We start from the raw sequence: 20672 nt of genomic DNA on the forward strand, positions 1-20672 counted from the left end.
CCCCGGACCGGCGCCGTACCCCCGACCCCAGCCCTGGGAGGCATGTCACGATGACGACCGGCACCGAAGAAACGACCGGCACCGGCAGCGCCCGTATCGCCCTCGATCCGTTCGTCACCGACCTGGACGGCGAGAGCGCCCTGCTGCGCGCGGCCGGGCCGCTGGCGGCCGTGGAGCTGCCCGGTGGCGTCCCGGTGTGGGCCGTCACCCGCCACGCCGAGGCCCGGGCCCTGCTCACCGACCCGCGGCTGGTCAAAGACATCGATGTCTGGGGGGCCTGGCAGCGCGGCGAGATCCCCGCCGACTGGCCGCTGATCGGCCTGGCCAACCCGGGCCGCTCGATGCTCACCGTGGACGGGACCGAGCACCGCCGGCTGCGCACGCTGGTCGCGCAGGCGCTCACGCCGCGCCGGGTGGAGCGGATGCGCGAGCGGATCGAGAAGCTCGCCCAGGACCTGCTCGACGCCCTGCCCACCGACGGCGTCGTCGACCTCAAGGCCGCCTTCGCCTATCCGCTGCCCATGTACGTGATCGCCGACCTCATGGGCCTGGACACCGCGCTGCTGCCCCGGCTGAAGGTGCTGTTCGAGAAGTTCTTCTCCACCCAGACGCCGCCCGACGAGGTCGTCGCCACGCTGACCGAGCTGGCGGGGATCATGGCCGAGACGGTGGCCGCCAAGCGTGCCGAGCCGGGCGACGACCTGACCAGCGCGCTGGTCCTGGCGTCCGAGGACGCCGATCACCTCACCGACCAGGAGATCGTCTCCACGCTGCAGCTGATGATCGCGGCCGGGCACGAGACGACGATCTCGCTGATCGTCAACGCGGTGGTCAACCTGTCCACGCACCCCGACCAGCTCGCCCTGGTGCTGTCCGGCGCCGCCGACTGGTCGGCGGTGGTCGAGGAGACCCTGCGCTTCTCCACCCCGACCTCGCACGTCCTGATCCGTTTCGCCACCGAGGACGTCCCGGTCGGCGACAAGGTGATCCCGGCGGGCGACGCGCTGATCGTCTCCTACGGCGCGATCGGACGGGACGAGGCGGCGCACGGGCCGACCGCGGGCGACTTCGACATCACACGTGAGTCGGGCAACCGGCACATCTCCTTCGGGCACGGCCCGCACGTGTGCCCGGGCGCGGCGCTTTCCCGGCTGGAGGCCGGGGTGGCGCTGCCGGCCCTGTACGCCCGCTTCCCCCGCCTGGATCTGGCGGTGCCGGCCGGCGAACTGCGCAACAAGCCGGTGGTGACCCAGAACGACCTCTTCGAGCTGCCGGTCCGGCTGGAGCCGTAGGAACCCGGGCCGATTCAGAAGCGACGCCGCTCAATGCGATGGGGAACGGCGGTTGGACTTCCGGATCACGCAGGAGCAAGGTGGGGGGCGTCCCGTCGAACCGGGCGGGACGCCCCCGCACCGCACCACCCGGAGAACACCCGATGACCTACGTCGCGGACCCCGAGCGCTATGACGGCGCCATGCGCTACCGGCGCACGGGACGCTCGGGACTCGACCTGCCCGTCCTGTCCCTGGGCTACTGGCACAACTTCGGCGACGACCGTCCGTTCGAGACCCAGCGCGAGATCGCGCTGCGCGCCTTCGACCTCGGCATCACCCACCACGACCTGGCGAACAACTACGGCCCGCCCTACGGCTCCGCGGAGACCAACTTCGGTCGCCTGATGCGGCAGGACCTCGCTCCGTACCGGGACGAGCTGGTGATCTCCACCAAGGCGGGCTGGGACATGTGGCCCGGCCCCTACGGCCAGGGCGGCGGCTCCCGCAAGTACCTGCTCGCCTCGCTCGACCAGTCGCTGAAGCGGATGGGGCTGGAGTACGTCGACATCTTCTACTCCCACCGGCTGGACGCGAGCACGCCGCTGGAGGAGACGATGGGCGCGCTGGACACGGCCGTCCGCCAGGGCAAGGCGCTGTACGTCGGCATCTCCTCCTACGACGCCGAGCGGAGTCGGCGGGCCGCCGCGATCCTGCGGGACCTCGGTACGCCGCTGCTGATCCACCAGCCGTCGTACAGCATGGTCAACCGCTGGATCGAGACCGAGGGCCTGCTGGACGCCGCCGGGCAGGAGGGGTTCGGCGTCATCGGCTTCACCGCCCTGGCCCAGGGGCTGCTGACCGGACGGTACCTCGACGGCATCCCGCGGGACTCGCGGGCCGCGCGGGGCACTTCCTTCGACGCCGGCTGGCTTTCGGAGGACATGCTGGAGAGGCTGCGCGCGCTCGACGGCATCGCCGCCCGCCGCGGGCAGACCCTCGCCCAGATGGCGCTCGCCTGGGCCCTGCGCGACGAGCGCGTCACCTCGCTCGTCGTCGGCGCCTCGCGCGTGGAGCAGCTCGAGCAGAACGTGGCCGCGCTGGAGAACATGGAGTTCAGCGGCGAGGAGCTGGCCGAGATCGACAAGTACGCCACCGACGGCGGCGTCGACCTGTGGCGCGGGGCCCGCACCGGAAACCTGGGCTGACCGGCAGCCGACGACGCGCAGGGCCCCCACTCGTTCTTCCGTGCGAGTGGGGGCCCTGCGCGTCATGAGCGTTGGGCAGGCCTTGCACCTGCATCTCCCCGCGGGAAGCGGGGTGTCTTTCCTTGGACCACCAACGCGGGGCCGCGGACCGGGAGTTCCGGGGCGTCCTGCTGCCGTTCCCACCGTAACCCGGGTGCGCCGACCGTGCCGCACGGAACGCGCGCGGCCTCATCCGAACGCCTCGGCGGCGCTGGTCAGGGGTGTCGCCGGGGCCTCGCACCGTTCAGCGCGAGCTCGACCAGCCGCTCCACATAGGTTCTGTCGAACGGGGCCTGGCTGAGCAGGACGCGGGTGAACAGCGGCCCGCTGACGGCCTCCACGAGCAGGCCCGGCTCGGCGCCCGCGGCCAGCTCGCCCCGCTCGACGCCCCGCCGGACCATGGCCGCGGCGCGCTCCAGGCGCTCGCTCCAGTAGGGGCCCCGGCGGTCGTCGAGCGTGTCGTCGCACTCCACGCTCAGCCGGAGCAGGGCCCGGCCCTGGGCGGTGCCGAGCAGTTCCGCCAGGCAGGCGAAGAAGCTCACCAGGTCCTCGCGCACGTCGCCGGTGTCCGGGATCGGCAGCGCGTCGTCCAGCTGCGCGGTCAGCGCGTCGAGGATCAGGTTCTCGCGGGTCCCCCAGCGCCGGTAGACCGAGGTCTCGTGCACGCCCGCCGCACGGGCGACGGCCGCGACGGTCGCGCCCGCCAGTCCTTCGGCGGACAGCAGGTCCACCGTGGCGTCGAGGACGGCCCGTCGCATGCGCTCGCCCCGGCGGCGCAGGGGCGCGGCGGCGGGGCCGCCCGGGGTCGCGCGGGAGGTCATGTCCTCATACTAACGCAGGTCGGGTTGCGTTGTGCGGGACACCGTCGTACGGTGCAAAGCAAGGTGGCTTGCGATAGGACGTCAGGGTCACCGCCGTACTCAGGAGGTCGCCATGGACCGGATGCTCGCCGCCCGTCTGCACGTGCCGAGCCGCACCCTGCGCCTGGAGGAGGTGCCGCGGCCCCAGCCCGGGCCCGGACAGGTGCTGGTCAAGGTGGCGGCGGCCGGGGTGTGCCTGTCCGACGTGCACCTGATCGACGGCACCCTCACGCCGCTGCTCCTCCAGGGCGACACGGTCACCCTCGGCCACGAGGTGTCGGGCACGATCGCGGAGGTCGGAGCGGGCGTCACCGCCTGGACGGTGGGCCGGCGGGTGGTGCTGTACGCGGGTGAGGTGCGCGACGGCGTCACGTACACCCGCGGGGTCGACTACGACGGCGGCTGGGCGGAGTACGCCCTGTCCTCGGCCGACGCGCTGACCGAGCTGCCGGACACCATTCCCTTCGAGCAGGGCGCGATCATCCCGGACGCCGTGTCGACGCCCTGGGGCGCCATCACCGCCACCGGGGCCGTCCGGCCCGCCGAGGCGGTCGGCGTGTGGGGCGCCGGCGGGCTGGGCGTGCACGCCGTGCAGTTGCTGCGTGCGGTGGGCGCCTGCCCGGTCGTGGCGGTCGACCCGAACCCGGTGGCCCGCGAACGCGCCCTGGCCGCCGGGGTCGACCTCGCCTTGGACCCGGCCGATCCCGAACTGCGCGCCCGGATCGGCGCGCTCACCGCGGGGGCCGGGCTGGCGGCGGCCTTCGACTTCGCGGGTGTGCCGGCCGTACGGGCGCAGGCCCTGTCGGTGCTGGCGCCCAAGGGGAGGCTCGTCCTGGTCGGGCTGACCGACCAGCCGCTCAGCGTCGCGGACGGCACCCGCTTCAGCTACCTCCAGCAGCGGATCCTCGGCCACTACGGGTCCGACATGCCGGTGGCGCTGCCGCAGTTGCTGCGGCTGATCCAGGGCGGACGCGTGGACTTCTCCGCCTCCGTCAGCGGGGTACTGCCACTGGCGGAGGCCGCGCTGGCGGTCGAGCGTCTGGAGAAGAAGGAAGGCGATCCGGTCCGCCTGATCCTCCGCCCCTGACCGCCCGCCGGGCGGCCTCACCGACGGGCGGTCCCTAGTCCTTGCCCGCGCGCTCCTTCCCCTCGGACTTGCCCTCGGACTTGCCTTCGCCCTTGCCCTCGGACTTGCCCTCGCCCTTCCCGTGCTCGCGGGAGTCGTCGCTCCCGAGGAAGGGGACCACCAGCTCGCGGACCACGCCCATGGCGATCGGCATGGGCCCGCTGTCGGCCAGTCCCCACGCGTCGTCCGCGACCGTGGCCGCTTGGGCCGCCGGCACCACCGGGCCGAGCAGAAGACCGCCCGCCAGCGCCAGAACCGCAACTGCCCGCCGCCCGCCGGGGCGTCCGATGCGACCGGACACAGCACCCACCTCCTTGTGCCGGCCGCACCGTGCGCCCGGCCCGGACAGATTGGCAGATACTGGGACATAAGTGGCGACATGCGCACTCCGGCTCCCACGGAAGGAGGACACCCGGGCGGGGGACGGACCCGGGCCCGGCATCCGCGGGTCGGCGCCTGCGGCCGCTCAACCGGACTGACAGAGGCGGCCGTTGAGGCTGAAGGTCAACCCGTCTGACAGCCGACGCCGTTGAGGCCGAAGGAGGTGGGCGCCGAGGTGTCGCCGGTGTGGGTGGCCTGGAACCCGAGGGTGGTGGAGGCGCCGGGCGCCAGGGTGCCGTTGTAGGCGGCGTTCCGCGCGGTGACGGTGCCGCCGGACGGCGAGAACGCGGCGTTCCAGCCGGAGGTGATGGTCTGTCCGGCGGGCAGGGTGAACGTCAGCGCCCACCCGTCGACCGGGGCGGCGCCGGTGTTGGTGACGGTGATCGACGCGGTCAGACCGGTGTTCCAGGCGCTGGTCGTGTACGCCACCCGGCAGGCGCCCACCGGTGTGGTGGGCGGATCGGTCGGCGGGTCGGTGGACGGTGGAGCGGTGGCGGAGTCCAGTCCGAAGAAGGCGATGGCGCGGGCGGCCATGCCCGAGGTCGGCAGGGTGTGTCCGGCGCCCTGGACGCTGACGGCCTCGACGGGCGCCCGGTCACCGGTGCCGCCGTACCGCGTACGGGTCCAGGTGGACTGGGGGTGATCGGTGAGCGCCGGCGTCGGGCTCACCCCCAGGACGTCCGTCCACTGCTTGACCTCCTCGGCGAGGTTCGGGTAGCGCAGCGTGGCGTCCTCGGTGCCGTGCCACACCTGCATCCGGGGCCGGGGCCCGCTGTACCCGGGGTACGCCGCGCGTGCCAGGTCCCCCCACTGCTGCGGCGTCCGGGTCACGGTGCCGTTGGCGCAGGCGCTGTTCCAGCTCGAGCCGTCGGTCGTGGCGAAGCACCCGAAGGGCACGCCCATGAAGGCGGCGCCGGCCTTGAAGACGTCGGGGTAGTCGCCGAGCAGGACGTTGGTCATCATCGCCCCGGAGGAGGCGCCGGTGACGAAGACCCGGTCGGGGTCGGCGCCGTAGTGCTGTTCCGCGTAGGCGACCATCGACATGATGCCCACCGGGTCGCTGCCACCGCCCCGCTTGAGCGCCTGCGGCGAGGAGACGTCGAAGCAGCCGCCGCTACGGGTGGCCGAGGGATAGACGACGATGAAGCCGTACCGGTCGGCGAGGGAGGCGAACTCGGTGCCCGAGTACAAGGCGGGACCGGAGCCGGTGCAGTAGTGGACGGCCACCAGGACCGCCGGCCGGGCCGGCGCGCTGTCGGGGCGGTACACGTACATGCGCAGGCCGCTCGGGTTGGCGCCGAATCCGGTCACCTCCGTCAGGGAGGCCGCCCGGGCGCCGGGCGCCGCCAGTGTCAGAGCCGCGAGGAGGGGTACGACGCCGGCGAGCAGAACGGTCAGCAGGGGCCGGAGTACCGGCTTTCTTCGGATCACGACACCACCCTGAGTTCGAAAGTTTCGGATGTATTTCGGGAAGGCGTCGGGTCACGGTAGGGGCACCGAACGGTCGCGTCAACCACCTGCCCGCACCTCAACTCCCGATTCATCAGACGGAAGTCGACCTTTCGGCCATCCACCCCGAGAGCATGCGCGGACCGTTGACCGCCGTCTCTTCTGTTCGTAATCTGCGCGTCGCATTCGATCGTTCAGCCGAAAGTTTCGAGACAAGGAATGACATGCTCACATCCAAAGCGACCGGACGGGCGGTGCGGGCGCTGACGTCCGCGCTGCTCGCCACGGCCACGGTCACGGCCCTGGCGCACAGCGCCTCGGCCGCCGACTCACTGGCCTCCGCCGCGGCCGCGAAGGGCCGCTACTTCGGTACGGCGGTGGCCGCGAACCACCTCGGGGAATCGGCCTACGCCGGCACGCTCGACCAGGAGTTCGGCGCGGTGACGCCGGAGAACGAGATGAAGTGGGACGCCACCGAGGGCACCCGCAACACCTTCACGTTCACCGCCGCCGACCAGATCGTCGGCCATGCGCAGGGCAAGGGGATGAAGATCCGCGGGCACACGCTGGTGTGGCACTCCCAGCTGCCCTCCTGGGTGTCCGGGCTGGGCGCCACCGACCTGCGCGCGGCGATGAACAACCACATCACCCAGCTCATGCAGCACTACAAGGGCAAGATCTACGCCTGGGACGTGGTCAACGAGGCGTTCCAGGACGGCTCCAGCGGCGCCCGGCGCAGCTCGCCCTTCCAGGACAAGCTCGGCGACGGCTACATCGAGGAGGCCTTCCGCACCGCCCGGTCCGTCGACCCGGCCGCCAAGCTCTGCTACAACGACTACAACACCGACGGCGTCAACGCGAAGAGCAACGCCGTCTACAACATGGTCAAGGACTTCAAGTCCCGTGGCGTGCCGATCGACTGCGTGGGCTTCCAGTCCCACTTCAACAGCGCCTCCCCGGTCCCCTCGGACTACCAGGCGAACCTCCAGCGCTTCGCCGACCTGGGCGTCGACGTGCAGATCACCGAGCTGGACATCGAGGGCTCCGGCACCGCCCAGGCGAACAACTACGCCAACGTCGTCAAGGCATGTCTGGGTGTCACCCGCTGCACCGGCATGACCGTCTGGGGCATCACCGACAAGTACTCCTGGCGCAGCAGCGGCACCCCGCTGCTGTTCGACTCCAACTACGCCAAGAAGCCCGCGTACGACGCCGTCCTCACCGCCCTCGGCGGCTCGGCGGGCGGCGGTGGCGGCGGTGACGACGGCGGTGGCGGCGGCACCGCGGCGACGTGCACCGTCTCCTTCACCAGGACCGCGGACTGGAACGACGGCTACAACGGTCAGGTCACCGTGACGGCGGGCTCCTCCCCCATCACCGGCTGGAGCGTGCCGGTCACCTTCGCCTCGCCGCAGAAGGTGACCGCCCTGTGGAACGGCAGCCCGAGCTGGGACGGCGGCGGTACCGTCGCGACGGTGCGGCCGACGTACAACGGGAACCTGGCGGCCGGCGCGTCGACCAGCTTCGGGTTCACCGTGGCGAAGAACGGCAGCTCCGCCGTCCCGACGCTCGGGGCCTGCACGGCCTCCTGACCGGCGCCTCGACCACGCCGGTCGGCGGCCCGCGCCGAGGCCCCCTGCCGCGGGCGCGGTCGGCGCCCGGGGGCCGTTGCGCGGCGGCGGGGATCGCCGGAACGGTCCCCGCCGCCGTGGGTGCGCACGGGTGTCAGGGCGCGCCCACCAGGGGTGGCCGCCCCCAGTCGGCGGTGAGTCCCAGGCGCAGGGACCGGACGTCCGCCGCGCCGATGCGCTCGGCGAGCACCGACTCGATGACCGCGATGGTGGCCTGGGCGCGCTCGTGGACGCGCCGTCCCTCGGCCGTCGTACGGATCAGCCGGCGGCGTGCGGAGCCCGGGTCGGGAACCTGTTCGAGCAGTTCCATGCCGATGAGTCCGTGCACCGCCTGATGGGCCGTCTGCCGGGTCACGCCCATGCGGCGGGCGAGTTCGGACACCGTCGTGCCGTCGGTGTCGAGCATCGCGAAGACGGACGCCTGCGCGGTCGTCACCGGTTGCTCGCCCGCCGCCTCCATGCTCGCGAACAGCGCGTCCTCGAACCAGCGTCTGGCCTCGGAGAACAGTTGGGGCAGGTTGGCGGCGGGGTGGCTCATGGGTTCAGCGTACGCACCCGGCGGCGAAGTCGAGCGTGGCGGTGAAACACCGTTCCACCTCGGCGTCCTCGACGCCCACCCACAGGTGGTCGCCGCCCGGCACGGGCCGGAAGTCCACCGGGGCGCCGGCCCGGCCCAGGGCGGCTGCCAGCCGCTCGCTCTGCGCGAAGGGCACGACGGAGTCCTCGGTGCCGTGCAGGACCAGGAACGGCGGCGCCTGCGCGGTCACATGGGCGACCGGGCTGGCGTCGCGGGCGCGGCCGGGCGCGTCCGCGGGCGCCGCGCCGAGCAGCAGCGCCTCGAAGGTGGTGGGGTCGGCCGGGTCGCCGCCTCCTCGCGGGTGGTCCGCGAAGATCCGGGTGAGGTCGGTGGGCGCGTACCAGACGGCGCAGCCGCGGACGGTCGCGGTGTCCGGCCGGCCGGCGGTCGCCGGCGCGGTCAGCGCGGCCAGCGCGGCGAGGTGACCGCCGGCGGACTCGCCCCACAGGACGGTGCGGCCGGTGTCCAGACCGAGTTCGGCGGCCCGCCCGTGCAGCCAGTCCAGAGCGCTGCGCAGGTCGTCCAGCTGTGCGGGGTGGGCGGCCTCCCCGCTGAGCCGGTAGTCGGGGCAGACCACGGCGAACCCGGCGCGCGCCAGCCGGGCGAACGGGCCGGGCGTCCAGTGCCGGAAGCGGGGCCCGAGGTCGTCGCGCAGGCCGGTGCGCCAGGCTCCGCCGTGCACGAACACGACGACCGGCACGGGCCCGGAGGTCTCCTCGGGCAGCCACAGGTCCGCTTCCAGCGGCCGGGTGCCCTCGGGGACGGAGTGGACGGCGCCGCGCAGCAGTCGTACGCCCGGAGCGGGTCGCGCGGCCGGCGGCAGGGGCAGGCGGGCCGGGTCCGGCGGTGCGAGCAGTTCCAGCGGGAACGCCTGGCGGGGCGGCGGAGAAGGGGCCGTGGGTCCGGCGGGTCCGGACGGCCGGGGGGCGTCGGGGCGTTCGGGGACGGGCATGGTGTGCGGGCTCCTGGGGGCGGGGGTCAGCGGGCGAGGCGGGGCAGCAGGGTCCGCGCGTTGGAGGTGGTCAGGGACCGCCAGGTGGTGCCGTCCACGGGGGGCGCGGCGGTGTCGAAGGACGCCGCGTGCGCCTCGGCGGCGGCGGCCGGGGTCCAGCAGTAGTCGCTGCCGTAGAGCAGCCGTCCGGGGTCGGCGAGGCTCAGCAGGGCGGGCACCTGGCGGGGGAAGGCGGGTCCGGCCAGGTCGTAGTGGAGGCGGCGCAGCTGGGCGACCGCGTCCGGCGCCCCGGCGTCCGTAGGCATGAACAGTTTCATGAAGCCGTTGACCCGGTCGGCCAGGACGGGCAGCGCGCCACCGCAGTGCGGCACGACGACCTTCAGGTCCGGATGGCGTTCCAGGGTGCCGGCGAAGAGCAGGTCGGTGACGGTGCGGGCGGTGTCGAAGATGAACTCGACCATGGGGCGGGGCCGGCCGAGCGCGGACCGTTCCCAGCACACCGGCGAGGTGGGGTGCAGGAAGACCACGGCCTGCCGCCGGCCCAGCTCGGCGAAGACCGGCTCCAGGCTCGGGTCGCCGAGGTAGACGCCGTGGGTGTTGGTCTCCAGGACCACGCCGTCCGCGCCGAGCCCGTCGAAGGCGTACGCGATCTCGGCGAGGGCGCCGTCGACGTCGGGCAGCGGCAGGGAGGCGAACAGCCCGAAGCGCCCGGGATGGTCCCGTACGATCCGCGCGCCGTCCTCGTTGACCTCGCGGGCCAGCTCCCGGGCGGCCACCGGATCGCCGAAGAACACGCCCGGCGAGGACACGGAGAGCACGGCCGTGTCGATGCCGCTGCGGTCCATCAGCTCCAGGTGCGCCTCGGCCGACCAGCTCGGCCAGGCCGGCACGCCGTCGGGCAGCTCGTGGCCGGCGGCCCTGGCGCGGCGGACGTAGGAGTCGGTGACGAAGTGGGCGTGGACGTCGACGAGTCCGGGTCGGTCGGGGGTGCTGCTCGTGGAAGTCATGGCTCAGTCCTCATCTTCACGGCCCCCGTGGGACGGGGTCCCCGTCGGGTTCCCGCCCTCTTCGCGGGGCGGTTCCTCGTCGGGCGCGGTCTCGTGGACCGGGGGCGGGGTGGACGGTTCGCGGGCGGGGGACGGCGCGGTGGCGGACGGGCCGGTCCGGGGGGCGGGGCGGCGGCCGCGCAGCCACGTGCGCAGCGCGGCCGCGCCCCGCTCCCCCATGACGATGCCGAGGAGCCCGGTCAGACCGAGCAGGGGCGGTGCGGGCGAGACGATGCCCAGTGCCCAGTAGACGGCGCCCATCAGCAGACCCGCGGCGAAGGACACCGCGGCCGCCCGCCGGACGGCGGCGGCCCGGGCCGGCCGCCGGGGTCCGGGCGCCGGTGCGCTCACAGCGCTCCCAGCAGGGCCTGCCCGAGCAGCATGCCGAGCAGTCCGCACAGGGCGACCGGCGGTGGCGCGGGCGACCTCACCCGCGCCACCGTGTACAGCGCCCCGACCAGCGCGCCCGCCAGCAGTGCCTTGAGGTAGGGCATGGTGTCAGCTCCCGGTGCGCCACTTGTGACCGGGCAGGAAGTCGACGTCGAACCGCTGCGGCACCGTGCCGAACTTCTCCGGCGCGGGCACGAACGGCTGAGCGGGCAGGGTGAGCTCGTCGGTGGGGGTGCCCAGGTTCTCGAAGAAGCGCTCGAAGGTGCCGCCCGGACCGGCGGCGACGCCGACGATCTGGGTGTGGTGCCGCTCCATGCGGTAGGCGTGCGGGCAGTTCTTCGGCACGAAGCCGAAGTCGCCGGAGGTCAGCAGCTTCTCGTGCTGCTCGCCCTCCAGGTCCTCGACGAACAGCCGCACCGCGCCCTGGGTGACGTAGAAGACCTCGTGGGTTTCCGGGTGCGAGTGGGCCGGGATGATGTCCCCCTTCGGCCCCTCGCAGGTGAAGAAGTTGAAGGTGTTCTCCGTCTGCTCCCCGCCCGCGTAGATCGTGACCAGGTCCCCGAAGAGGTGGGCCCGGTCCCCCATGCCCTTCTCGATGAAGTACGGCTTGCCCGGCTCGGGCGGGATGAGCGAGCGGGTCCGGTACTTGGTGGCGTACTCGATGGTCATGCGGCACCTGCCTTCGGCGACCCGGCCGACCCTCGGCCGAGTTATGTCAGGCTACCTGACACAACTCGGCGGCGGGAGCCGTCGGCGGGGTTCGGGCGCCGAGGGGGACGCGACCGCCGCTCGGGGCCGGCCGACCGCGCGACGCACCGCGAAGGCGGCCGTCCATGCGTGGGAGTGATGGATGCCCGCGCGGCGGTCGCGGCCTCCGCCACAGTCACCCTTCGGTCAGGCGGCCCACCTCCGGTACGGCCCGGGACCCGCGCCATACATGCGCATACAGCATGAATGAATGCTGCGACAGGCATTTGACGCATACATCCTGAAAACCGACCCTGGAGGAACCTGCTGTCCCCGCCGAAGGCACCCGAGGAGTCGATCAGTCCATGAAGGCATCGCGCGGCGCCACCCTCACCCCGGTGCCTCTCGCGGCGGCCCTGCGGGGAGCCGTCGCGCTCGCCGTGCCGCTGCTCGTCGGCGTGTGGACCGGGAGCGTGATCCCGGCCGTGATCGCGGGGATCGGCGCCCTGTGGGGAGTGAGCCAGGACGGTTCGGACCCCTACCGGCTGCGGGTCCGGCGGCTCGGCTGCATGGGCCTGTCGGCCGCCCTCGGTCTGCTCGCCGGGGAACTCGCGCTGCGCGGCGGGCACCCGGCCGCGGTGACCGGCTGCCTGGTCGTCGCGGCCCTGCTGGCCGGCTCCGTCAGCCTGCGCGGCCGCCTGGCCTCCGTCTGCGGCATGCACCTGCTGCTCGGTGTCACCATCGGCGGCGGCATCCCGGTGCCGGGGCCGTGGTGGCAGCCGCCGCTCGCACTGCTCGCCGGGGTGGCCCTGGTGATCCTGCTGTCCGCGACGCCCTGGCTGTGGCGCCGTCACACCATCGAGCGGGCCGCCGTCCTCGCGGTGTACCGGGCCGCCTCCGAGGCCCTGTCGGCGGCCGGCTCACCGGCGGCCGAGGCCGCGCGCCGGCGGCTGACCGCCGCACTCGACCACGCCCACCATGTGATGGGCCGCCACCTGGCACGCCCGGACCGGCCCGGAACCGGGCTGAGCGCGCTGCGCGCCGCCTTCGACACCGCGGTGCGGCTCGGCGAGGTGGCGTCCGCGCTGGTGTGGGAGGGACGCACGCTCCCCGGGCCCGTGGCGGACGTGCCGCTGCTGATGGCCGCGCGCCTGTTGCCGGAGGCGGGTCGCGCCACCGCGTCCGCCGGCCGCCCGGCCCCCGCGCCCACCCGGTCCGCGCTCCCCGCCGACGCGGACTCCCCGGCGCTGCGCGCGCTGGCCGCGCTGGCCGCGGAGCCCGTCCGGGCCCGCCCGGACGGGACGGCGTCGCGCCTGCCGGCGTACCCCTGGCACGGGCGGGCGGCGCGGGTGCGGTACGCCGTGCTGCTGGCGGGCTGTGTGCTCGCCGCCCAGCTCTGCGCCGAACTGCTGCACGGCCCGCGCGGATACTGGCTGCCCATGACGGTGGCCTTCGTCTACAAGCCCGACTTCGGACCCGTGCTGCGCCGGTCCCTGCACCGGTGCGCGGGCACCGTCCTCGGGGTCGCCGCCATCGGCGCGGTGACCGTGCTGACGACCGACACCTACGTCCTGATCGGCGCCATAGCGCTCTTCGGCGCGGTGATGGCCGTGGGCGTGCGCCACCACTACGCGCTCGCCACGACGGGGCTGACGGCGGTCGTGTTCGTCCTCGTCGACATGCTGGGCGACCACCGTTCCCTGTACTCCGCCCGCATCCTCGACACCGCGCTGGCGGCGGTGATCGTGCTCGTCGCGCACTTCGCGCTGTGGCCGGACTCGGCGGCCGGCCGGGCCGCCGCGCAGACCGAGGCCGCGCTGGCCGCCGCCCACCGGTACCGGGACCTCGCCGCCGGGGCCGCCCCGGCCCAGCGGCACGCGCTGCGCCGGACCGCCTACCACCGGCTCGCGGAGGCCCGGCGGGCCGTCGCGCACGCCCGGCGCGAGTTCGCCCGCCCCGGTCGTGCCCGTCCCGCCTGGGAGGACGCCATCGCCTCGGCGGAACGGCTCTGCGACGAGGTCAGCGCGCGGAACCTGGGCGGCACGGCGGACTCCCTCGGCCGGACGCGGGGTCCGGGAGAGCCCGACCCGCCGTCCTCGGGCCCGGCCTTCCCTGATTCCACCTCCGCCGCCTCCGCCGCCCCGGGCCCGGCTCCCACGGGGGCGGCCTCCCCGGTCCCCGCGCCCGCCGACCCGGCCTCCCCCGGCGCCGCCTCCCCGGGAACGGACTCCTCCGCGCCGGGGTCTCGATGCGCCGCCTCCTGCCGGGTGGGAGGATGAGCGCGATGGATCTCCAGGTGCTGCGTTCCTTCCAGGCGGTGGCCGAGGGCCTGACGGTGACGGAGGCCGCCGCGGAGGCCCGGATCACCCAGCCCGCCCTGTCACGGGCACTGCGCCGGCTCGAGGAGGAGGTGGGCGCGGAGCTCCTCCAGCGGGTCGGCCGCGGGTTGCGCCCCACCCCGGCGGGGCGGGTGTTCAAGGAGTACGTCGACGCCGCCCTCGACAGCTACGACCGGGGGCGCCGGGCGGTGGCCGAGGTGGTCGACCCAGACGCGGGCGTGGTGTCGCTGGCCTTCCTGCACACCCTCGGCACCTGGCTGGTGCCCAGGCTCGTCACCGGGTTCCGAAAGGCCCTCCCGCAGGTGCGGTTCGAGCTGCACCAGCACGAGGAGAACGGCCTGGTGCAGCACCTGCTCGACGCCACCGCGGACCTGATGATCACCAGCGGGGACCCGGGGCACCCGCTGATCACCTGGCGCCGGCTCCTGGTGGAACCGCTCTGGCTGGCCGTCCCCACCGGGCACCGTCTGGCCCAGCGTCGCCGGGTCCGGCTCGCCGAGGTCGCCGAGGAGCCGTTCATCCTGCTCAAGCCCGGCTACGGGCTGCGCAGCGTCACCGAGACGCTGTGCCGGCAGGCCGGGTTCGCCCCGCTCGTGGGGTTCGAGGGCGAGGAGGTGCACACCCTGCGCGGCCTCGTCGCGGCCGGCCTCGGCGTTTCCCTGATCCCGTCGTCGCCGGACGCGGCGGCCACGCCCGACTTCCCGATCCGCTACCTGGAGATCACCGATGTGCACGGCGCCCGTGACATCGGCATCGCCTGGCTCACCGGACGCACGCTGCCCCCGGTCTCCCGGCGCTTCATCGACCACGCCCTGAAGGAGACGACGGCGGCCGGTGACCGGTGGTGAGGCAGGCCCACGGCTCCGGGGCCGTGCCGTCGCTCCACGCCCGCAGGGCCTGCCCGTCCACGCAGACGATCCCGCACTGCTCGGCGTACTCGACGGCCGGCGCGGTGAAGTCGCTGGTCGTCACGAAGACCGCGACATCGGCCTCGTGCACGGTGTAGCAGGTGCCGCCGAAGCGCTGAAGTTCCTCGGAACCGACCCGGTTGGTGGCGCAGTAGCGCTTGCACTGGACGACCACACGCCGCCCGTCCGGAGCGACGGCCAGCACATCGGCGCCGAGGTCCCCGGCCCCGCCCGCCACCTCCACCGCGGAGCATCCGTCCCGCTCGCACAGCGCCGCCACCGCCTGTTCGAACTCGTCCGGCCCGAGGGCGTCGTAGTCCACCACCGGACCGGTCACCACCAGACCGCCGGCCACCGCCTCGTCCACCACCACCGTCTCGTCGAGCACCACCTCGCCCACCACCGCCTCACGGGCGGGCACGGCGGGCCCGGGTATGCCCGGGGACGGGGTCTCCAGCGCGCCGAGCGCCGTTCTCGTCCCCTCCCGCAGCGCGGCGGCCGCCCGGCGCGCGACCCGTCGCGCCGCGTGCCGGCGCCGACGGCGCCACAGCGCGAGGGCCGCGGCCGTGCCGAAGAGGCAGAGGACGGCGGCCCAGACCGGGCGCCGCTCGGCGGCGGAGACGGCCGCGCGGGCGGTGAGGCCCAGGACGACCAGGGCGACGGCGAGCAGCGCGAAGAAGAGAGTGGTCGCGCGGAGGTCGAAGCTCCGTCGGCTTCCGGTCCGGCGGATGCGGCGTGCGGGCGTGGTCACGGCGACGGGGTCCCCTCCTCGGTGGCGGTGAAGATCACCCCCGCCGTATGCCCGGGATCACCCGGTTCACCGGAACCCCGTGGCCGGCCCGCCCCTGCCGGGAGTGGCTGACATGCCCGTGCGTGGAGCAATGGAGCGGTCGGGACGGTGGGCCCGAGCAGGCTGGTGGTCTTGATCAAGCCCGCCGGGAGTTCCTGTGAACAGGCCGCCTGAGTGTTTCCCCGAGGACCGTCGTCCGGGACCGGGACGCCCGCCCCCGCACTCGTCCGGCCCGCCGACGCCTTGGGCGCCACCGTCCGGACGCCGCCGGAGCGGGCGGTGAGGCGGCCGGGCCGGCGCCGGACCACGAACGAGCGCGCGGTGGCGGCCGGTACCGAGCGGCCGCGGGCGCCCGCTCCCCCGAGGTGGCTGCGCTGGCTTCCGTTCGGGTACCTCGCGGTGGTCCTGGCCATCGAGCCGGTCACCCCGGTCGACTGGCCCGTCAGTTTCCTGCTCATCGCACTGCCCCTGGCCGCGGCCTACGCCTACGGCCCGGTCGCGGTGGCCGCCTTCACGGTGTGCGCGATCGTGTTCGAGGGCGTGCTGGCGGGCACCCCGTGCTGCGCGGGGCGTCCCGTGGGATACCTCTGGGACCGCCACTACGTGGCCAACTACATGTGCACCACCCTGGTCGGCATCCTCGGCACGATCCTGGCGGTGCACCGCATCCGCCGGGAACGCACGCTGGCCACCGTGCGTTCGGTGGCCGAGACGGCGCAGCGGGTGCTGCTGCGGCCGGTGCCGCGCCGGCTCGGTCAGGTCTCCGTGGAGACGCTCTACCTGTCCGCCGCCGCGGAGGCCCGGATCGGCGGCGACCTGTACGAGGCGGTGCCGACGGCGTACGGCGTACGGCTGCTCGTCGGTGACGTGCGCGGCAAGGGCCTGGTCGCGGTGGAGACGGCGGCCGCGGTGCTGGGCGCGTTCCGGGAGGCCGCCCACGACGAGCCCGACCTGGCCGGCGTGGCGCACCGCATGGAGCGGAGCATGAGCCGCCATGCCGCGCAGTTGCCCGGCGGGGAGGCGGCGGAGCGTTTCGTCACGGCGGTGTTCGCGGAGATCCCCGACGACGATCCCGTCGTCCGCATCGTCAACTGCGGCCATCCGCCACCGGTGCTCATCCACGCCGGCCGGGTCACCGAGCTGCACGCCACCTCCCCCTCGCCGCCGATCAACCTGGCCCTGCTGGCCGGCAACGGCTACCAGGTGGACGTGCGTTCCTTCCGTCCCGGTGACCAGTTGCTGCTCTACACCGACGGCGTCACCGAGACCCGCGACCCCGACGGGGCCTTCTACCCGCTTGCCGAACGGGTCGGGCCGTGGGCGGGTCTGCCGCCGCGCGAACTCCTCGACCAGTTGCACGAGGACCTGCTCGACTACAGCGGCGGCCGCCTCGACGACGACATCGCCGCACTCGCCGCGTACCGCCTGCCCGACGAGGCCGGTACCTGACGGCGCCGGGGGGCCGGTCGCCCGCCGGTCACCCGTGCCGGTCGCCGTCGTGGACCCGCGGGCTCACCCTGTCCGGTCACCCGCCCGGTCACGGCGGGCCAGCACGCGCTGCGCCCGGGCCAGTCCGGGCGGCAGGCGGCGGCGGAGCGCGGCGCGGGCGGCGTTGGCGCCCGGCGCGCCGTGCACGCCCCCGCCGGGGTGGGCGCCCGCGGAGGCCAGGAACAGTCCGGCCACCGGGGTCTCCGGTCGCCCGGTGCCGGGCACCGGGCGGAACACGAGCTGCTGGTGGACGGCCGTGGTCCCGCCGTTGATGGATCCGGTGTCGAGGTTGCGGTCGAGCGACTGCAGCGTGGGCGGGGCCAGGACCCGGCGGGCGCGGATCCTGGAGCGGAACCCGGGGGCGAATCGTTCGACCTGGCGTTCCATCCGGTCGGCCATGATCTCCTGCTCCCCGGTGTCCCAGGCGCCGGTCAGGCCCTCGTCCCCCGCGTCCCCGGTGACCTCCCGGGGGATGTGGGTGTAGGCCCAGGCCGACTCGGTGCCCAGCGGTGAGCGGGAGGAGTCCGCCGTCGTCATCTGGCCGAAGACGGCGAAGGGCCGGTCGGGCACCTGGCGCATGGCGATCTGGGAGGTGAACCGGGTGAGTTCGTCGAATCCGTCGGCCAGGTGGACTGTGCCGGCCCCCACGGCGCCTTCGGTCCGCCAGGGCACCGGCCCGTCCAGCGCCCAGTCGACCTTGAAGGTGGCGAAGTCCCACTGGAAGCGCCGTAGATCCGCCAGCAGCTGGTCGGGCAGGTGCGCGGGGTCGACGAGCCGGCCGTACAGGTCGGGGGCGGACACGTCCGCGAGTACGGCGCGGCGCGCGGCCACCGCTTCGCCGCCCGCCGTGCGGACGCCGACGGCCCGGCCGCCGCGCACCACGACGTGGTCGACCCGCTCGCCGCAGCGCAGGGTGCCGCCGCGGGTGCGCAGCCGCCGGGCCAGGGCCGCGGTGAAGGCGCCGGATCCGCCGACCGGGACGGGGAAGCCGTGGCTCTGGCCGAGCATCGACATCAGCCAGCCGAATCCGCCGCTGCCGGCCGACTCCGGGGCGAGGTCGGCGTGCAGGGCGTTGCCGGCCAGGAGCAGTCTGCCGCCCTCGCCGCGGAACTCCTCCTCGCCCATGCGACGGACGGGCAGCAGCATCGTGCGGGCCAGGCGCAGCCCGCCCGCGCCGCGGACCCGGGCGAGCAGCCTGACGCCGGCCCGCACCGGCGGGAACGGGGCGAACAGGGCGTCCATGAGATCCCCGCCGAGGCGTTCCCACAGTTCGTGCAGCCGGCGCCAGGCCGCCCCGTCGCCGGGGGAGAAGGCGTCGAGCGAGGCCGCGGTCACGTCGATCCCGCGGTCGAGGACGGCGCACCGGCCGTCGGTCAGGGGGTGGGCCAGCACATGGGGGGCGTGGCTCCACCGCAGGCCGTGGTCGTGCAGCCGGAGCCCGGCCACTACCGGGGAGGCGACGGCGAGGGGGTAGAACGAGCTGAACAGGTCGTTGACGAAGTCCGGGTCCACGCCCCGGTCGTGGCGCACCGCGCCGCCGGGTTCGGGCTGCTCCTCCAGGACCTCCACGCTCCAGCCCGCGTCGGCGAGCAGGTTGGCGGCCACCAGGCCGTTCGGGCCGGCGCCGATCACCACGGCGTCAGGCATGCCCGCCCCCCGTTCGCGGCACGCCCGCGGCCCGGCGGGCCGCCCGGCGCCGGCGTTCGCCCTCGGCGTCGGCCTCGCAGACCTTGGCGAGCCGGGCGAGCATGGCGCGGTGGCGGAGCTGGATGAACGTTTCGACCGCCATGTTGTGCAGCATGCCGCCCGCCCCCTGGAGCGGGTGTTCGTCCACGATGACCAGGCAGTGCTCGCCCCAGGGGCGCAGTTCGATGGCGATCCGGGCGGTGCCGAGGAAGCCGGCGTGGGCCTCGAGTTCGAGGAGCGATCCCTCTTCGCGGTTCCGCACGATCGTCTGGTTGGTGAGCCGTGCCGGTCCGAGGCGCACCTGGTACTTCAGGGCCGCGTCCACCTGCGGCCACTGTCCGCGCACGGGCCGGGAGTCCACTGTGCCGACCACCCACTCCCCGTACCGGGTGCCGTCCGCGAGGACGGCCCATACCGTCTCCGGGCTGGTCTTGATCAGACGGTGCCGTACTGCCACGCGTGCCTCCGCGAGTCGGTGTCCTCCCGGTCGGTGCCGGCCGGGTGCCCTCGGTGACGGCCGGGTGCCCTGGGTCTCGCCGGCCAACCGGCCTCCGGCGGGACGCACCGTGCGGAGGAACCGGCCGAATCCCAGATTCCCCGGACGCCGCGGGCCCCGCAATTCGTGCGCCCGCCGCCCCGGCGCACGCCCGCGGGCCCGCGGGCCCGGAATGATCCGGGCGACGAGGCCCCGGGCTCACCCCGGCGCGTTCTCGGGGCGCGGCGGCAGCGCGAGATGGGCCAGGTCGCCGGGGCGCGGGCTGGTCACCGGCCACAGCGGCGGCGGGGTTCCGTCGGCGACCGCGGCGGGCGCGTCGGTGAGGTTCATGCGGTCGCGCAGGCGGCCGTAGAAGTCCATCGGGCCGAGCCGCACGGCCCGCAGCCGGCGCGGGGCGGCGTACACGCCGATCCAGTCGCCGGGGTCGAGCACCCCGCGCAGCTGGCCGTCGACGCTGACGACGGCCTGGCCCGAGCGCTCCAGCACGCGCAGGGCGACGGGTTCGTCCGGAGCGGCCACGACCGAACGGTCGAACGCCATGTGCGGGGCCACGGGAGTGAAGACCAGGGCGTCGGCGCGCGGGGAGACGACCGGGCCGCCGGCGGCGAAGCTGTACGCCGTCGAGCCGGTCGGCGTGGCGACCAGCAGCGCGTCGGCCGAGTAGGAGGCGAGGAGCCGGCCGGCGAGGTAGACGCCGGCGGAGACCTGCCGGTCCCGGGCCAGTTTCTCCACGACGACGTCGTTCAGGGCGGTGATGTTCAAGGCGACGCCCCAGTCGCTGCCGGACTCGCAGTCGGTGCGCACCCGGGGCGGGGGCAGCATCGGGCGGCGGCCGTAGCGCATCAGTTCCTCGATGCCCGCGGGCACCTCCAGGCGGCGCGAGGCGCGCACGGTGAGCAGCATGCGGCTCTCGACGGTCAGCCGCCCCTCGACGACGGCGTCCAGCGCGGAGCGCACGACGGTGGCGGGCACCTCGGTGAGGAAGCCGACCCGTCCCAGGTCGACACCGAGGACGAGGGCGTCGTGCTCGGCGGCGAGCCGGGCGCCGCGCAGGAACGTGCCGTCCCCGCCCAGGGTGACGATGAGGTCCGGATCGCCCGCCGCCTCGACCTCTTCCTCGGCGTTGCGCCGCCCGCCGTCGTGCCACACGTCGATGTCCGCGCAGCCGACGTCGCGCTCCTCGCACCAGGCGTGCACGGTCCGCTCGGCGGCCATGGCCTCCGGGCGGCCGCCGTGCACCACCAGGCCGATGCGACGCACCGTCATAGCACCCCCGGGTTCCCCCACTCAGGGCATGGAAACGCCGAAACGTGTGACGCGTTTTCCTGGGAATGCGGGGCATACGGTC

General features: G+C 74.3%; 20 protein-coding genes. 7 read left to right on the forward strand and 13 right to left on the reverse strand.

Annotated elements, in window-relative coordinates:
* Window positions 1–50 precede the first annotated feature (50 nt).
* Window positions 51–1292, forward strand: a complete 1242-nt coding sequence (locus ACF061_RS36875; RefSeq protein ID WP_392271388.1) for a cytochrome P450 — start codon at window positions 51–53, stop codon at window positions 1290–1292.
* A gap of 143 nt (window positions 1293–1435) precedes the next feature.
* Window positions 1436–2479, forward strand: a complete 1044-nt coding sequence (mgrA, locus tag ACF061_RS36880; protein ID WP_392271389.1) for an L-glyceraldehyde 3-phosphate reductase — start codon at window positions 1436–1438, stop codon at window positions 2477–2479.
* 254 nt (window positions 2480–2733) lie between these two features.
* On the opposite strand, the gene ACF061_RS36885 is transcribed toward mgrA, so the two are convergent.
* Entirely contained in the window at window positions 2734–3339 is a 606-nt protein-coding gene (locus tag ACF061_RS36885; protein ID WP_392271390.1) for a TetR-like C-terminal domain-containing protein, read from the reverse strand.
* Window positions 3340–3451: 112 nt separating this feature from the next.
* On the opposite strand from ACF061_RS36885, the gene ACF061_RS36890 reads away from it, so the two are divergent.
* On the forward strand, window positions 3452–4465 hold the full coding sequence (locus ACF061_RS36890; protein ID WP_392271391.1) for a zinc-binding dehydrogenase: 1014 nt from the start codon (window positions 3452–3454) through the stop codon (window positions 4463–4465).
* A 34-nt stretch (window positions 4466–4499) separates the two neighbouring features.
* Here ACF061_RS36890 and ACF061_RS36895 read toward each other — a convergent pair whose 3' ends face one another.
* Complete coding sequence (locus ACF061_RS36895; protein WP_392271392.1) at window positions 4500–4805, reverse strand: hypothetical protein; 306 nt, start codon at window positions 4803–4805, stop codon at window positions 4500–4502.
* Window positions 4806–5008: 203 nt separating this feature from the next.
* A complete protein-coding gene (locus ACF061_RS36900) occupies window positions 5009–6316 on the reverse strand; it encodes a PHB depolymerase family esterase (RefSeq protein WP_392271393.1) in 1308 nt (435 codons plus the stop codon).
* Between the two features lie 242 nt (window positions 6317–6558).
* Here ACF061_RS36900 and ACF061_RS36905 point away from each other — a divergent pair, with 242 nt between their 5' ends.
* A complete protein-coding gene (locus ACF061_RS36905) occupies window positions 6559–7926 on the forward strand; it encodes an endo-1,4-beta-xylanase (protein ID WP_392271394.1) in 1368 nt (455 codons plus the stop codon).
* A 133-nt stretch (window positions 7927–8059) separates the two neighbouring features.
* On the opposite strand, the gene ACF061_RS36910 is transcribed toward ACF061_RS36905, so the two are convergent.
* From ACF061_RS36910 to ACF061_RS36935, 6 genes are read right to left on the reverse strand one after another with little or no spacing between them, the layout of a single operon-like run.
* Window positions 8060–8503 carry a MarR family winged helix-turn-helix transcriptional regulator gene (locus ACF061_RS36910; protein ID WP_392271395.1) on the reverse strand — a complete coding sequence of 148 codons (444 nt, stop codon included), beginning with the start codon at window positions 8501–8503 and terminating at the stop codon, window positions 8060–8062.
* Window positions 8504–8507: 4 nt separating this feature from the next.
* Entirely contained in the window at window positions 8508–9494 is a 987-nt protein-coding gene (locus tag ACF061_RS36915) for an alpha/beta fold hydrolase (protein WP_392271396.1), read from the reverse strand.
* Between the two features lie 26 nt (window positions 9495–9520).
* Entirely contained in the window at window positions 9521–10501 is a 981-nt protein-coding gene (locus ACF061_RS36920; RefSeq protein WP_392271397.1) for an amidohydrolase family protein, read from the reverse strand.
* Window positions 10502–10504: 3 nt separating this feature from the next.
* Entirely contained in the window at window positions 10505–10891 is a 387-nt protein-coding gene (locus ACF061_RS36925) for a DUF1427 family protein (protein ID WP_392271398.1), read from the reverse strand.
* Window positions 10888–11034, reverse strand: coding sequence for a DUF1427 family protein (locus ACF061_RS36930; protein ID WP_392271399.1), 147 nt, complete (start codon window positions 11032–11034; stop codon window positions 10888–10890). The genes ACF061_RS36925 and ACF061_RS36930 overlap by 4 nt, the downstream gene beginning before the upstream one ends.
* Before the next feature lie 4 nt (window positions 11035–11038).
* Window positions 11039–11599 (reverse strand): quercetin 2,3-dioxygenase, encoded by a 561-nt coding sequence (locus ACF061_RS36935; RefSeq protein WP_392271400.1) that lies wholly within the window; start codon window positions 11597–11599, stop codon window positions 11039–11041.
* A gap of 383 nt (window positions 11600–11982) precedes the next feature.
* Here ACF061_RS36935 and ACF061_RS36940 point away from each other — a divergent pair, with 383 nt between their 5' ends.
* Window positions 11983–13896 (forward strand): FUSC family protein, encoded by a 1914-nt coding sequence (locus ACF061_RS36940; RefSeq protein ID WP_392271401.1) that lies wholly within the window; start codon window positions 11983–11985, stop codon window positions 13894–13896.
* A gap of 5 nt (window positions 13897–13901) precedes the next feature.
* Entirely contained in the window at window positions 13902–14804 is a 903-nt protein-coding gene (locus ACF061_RS36945; protein ID WP_392271402.1) for a LysR family transcriptional regulator, read from the forward strand.
* Here the strand turns inward: ACF061_RS36945 and ACF061_RS36950 are convergent.
* Window positions 14755–15615, reverse strand: a complete 861-nt coding sequence (locus tag ACF061_RS36950; RefSeq protein WP_392271403.1) for a restriction endonuclease — start codon at window positions 15613–15615, stop codon at window positions 14755–14757. The genes ACF061_RS36945 and ACF061_RS36950 overlap by 50 nt on opposite strands.
* Window positions 15616–15975: 360 nt before the next feature.
* On the opposite strand from ACF061_RS36950, the gene ACF061_RS36955 reads away from it, so the two are divergent.
* Window positions 15976–17103: a PP2C family protein-serine/threonine phosphatase gene (locus ACF061_RS36955; protein WP_392271404.1), complete on the forward strand. Its 1128-nt coding sequence runs from the start codon at window positions 15976–15978 to the stop codon at window positions 17101–17103.
* Between the two features lie 63 nt (window positions 17104–17166).
* Here ACF061_RS36955 and ACF061_RS36960 read toward each other — a convergent pair whose 3' ends face one another.
* The 3 genes from ACF061_RS36960 to ACF061_RS36970 all read right to left on the reverse strand — a co-directional run bounded on the left by ACF061_RS36960 (window position 17167) and on the right by ACF061_RS36970 (window position 20590).
* Window positions 17167–18789, reverse strand: a complete 1623-nt coding sequence (locus tag ACF061_RS36960) for a phytoene desaturase family protein (RefSeq protein ID WP_392271405.1) — start codon at window positions 18787–18789, stop codon at window positions 17167–17169.
* Window positions 18782–19285, reverse strand: coding sequence for an SRPBCC family protein (locus ACF061_RS36965; RefSeq protein WP_392271406.1), 504 nt, complete (start codon window positions 19283–19285; stop codon window positions 18782–18784). Before ACF061_RS36965 ends, ACF061_RS36960 begins: the two co-directional genes overlap by 8 nt.
* 237 nt (window positions 19286–19522) lie before the next feature.
* Entirely contained in the window at window positions 19523–20590 is a 1068-nt protein-coding gene (locus ACF061_RS36970) for an NAD(+)/NADH kinase (protein ID WP_392271407.1), read from the reverse strand.
* Between the last annotated feature and the right edge of the window lie 82 nt (window positions 20591–20672).

The sequence above is a fragment of the Streptomyces sp. NPDC015220 genome (genome assembly GCF_043079345.1).
Taxonomy (GTDB): domain Bacteria; phylum Actinomycetota; class Actinomycetes; order Streptomycetales; family Streptomycetaceae; genus Streptomyces.

Bases quoted from the DNA above. Each gene is read 5' to 3' on its own strand.
- ACF061_RS36945 (WP_392271402.1), top strand. From the start codon at position 13,902: ATGGATCTCCAGGTGCTGCGTTCCTTCCAGGCGGTGGCCGAGGGCCTG.
- ACF061_RS36960 (WP_392271405.1), bottom strand. From the start codon at position 18,789: ATGCCTGACGCCGTGGTGATCGGCGCCGGCCCGAACGGCCTGGTGGCC.
- mgrA (WP_392271389.1), top strand. From the start codon at position 1,436: ATGACCTACGTCGCGGACCCCGAGCGCTATGACGGCGCCATGCGCTAC.
- ACF061_RS36890 (WP_392271391.1), top strand. From the start codon at position 3,452: ATGGACCGGATGCTCGCCGCCCGTCTGCACGTGCCGAGCCGCACCCTG.
- ACF061_RS36920 (WP_392271397.1), bottom strand. From the start codon at position 10,501: ATGACTTCCACGAGCAGCACCCCCGACCGACCCGGACTCGTCGACGTC.
- ACF061_RS36930 (WP_392271399.1), bottom strand. From the start codon at position 11,034: ATGCCCTACCTCAAGGCACTGCTGGCGGGCGCGCTGGTCGGGGCGCTG.
- ACF061_RS36875 (WP_392271388.1), top strand. From the start codon at position 51: ATGACGACCGGCACCGAAGAAACGACCGGCACCGGCAGCGCCCGTATC.
- ACF061_RS36885 (WP_392271390.1), bottom strand. From the start codon at position 3,339: ATGACCTCCCGCGCGACCCCGGGCGGCCCCGCCGCCGCGCCCCTGCGC.
- ACF061_RS36935 (WP_392271400.1), bottom strand. From the start codon at position 11,599: ATGACCATCGAGTACGCCACCAAGTACCGGACCCGCTCGCTCATCCCG.
- ACF061_RS36910 (WP_392271395.1), bottom strand. From the start codon at position 8,503: ATGAGCCACCCCGCCGCCAACCTGCCCCAACTGTTCTCCGAGGCCAGA.
- ACF061_RS36940 (WP_392271401.1), top strand. From the start codon at position 11,983: ATGAAGGCATCGCGCGGCGCCACCCTCACCCCGGTGCCTCTCGCGGCG.
- ACF061_RS36915 (WP_392271396.1), bottom strand. From the start codon at position 9,494: ATGCCCGTCCCCGAACGCCCCGACGCCCCCCGGCCGTCCGGACCCGCC.
- ACF061_RS36905 (WP_392271394.1), top strand. From the start codon at position 6,559: ATGCTCACATCCAAAGCGACCGGACGGGCGGTGCGGGCGCTGACGTCC.
- ACF061_RS36970 (WP_392271407.1), bottom strand. From the start codon at position 20,590: ATGACGGTGCGTCGCATCGGCCTGGTGGTGCACGGCGGCCGCCCGGAG.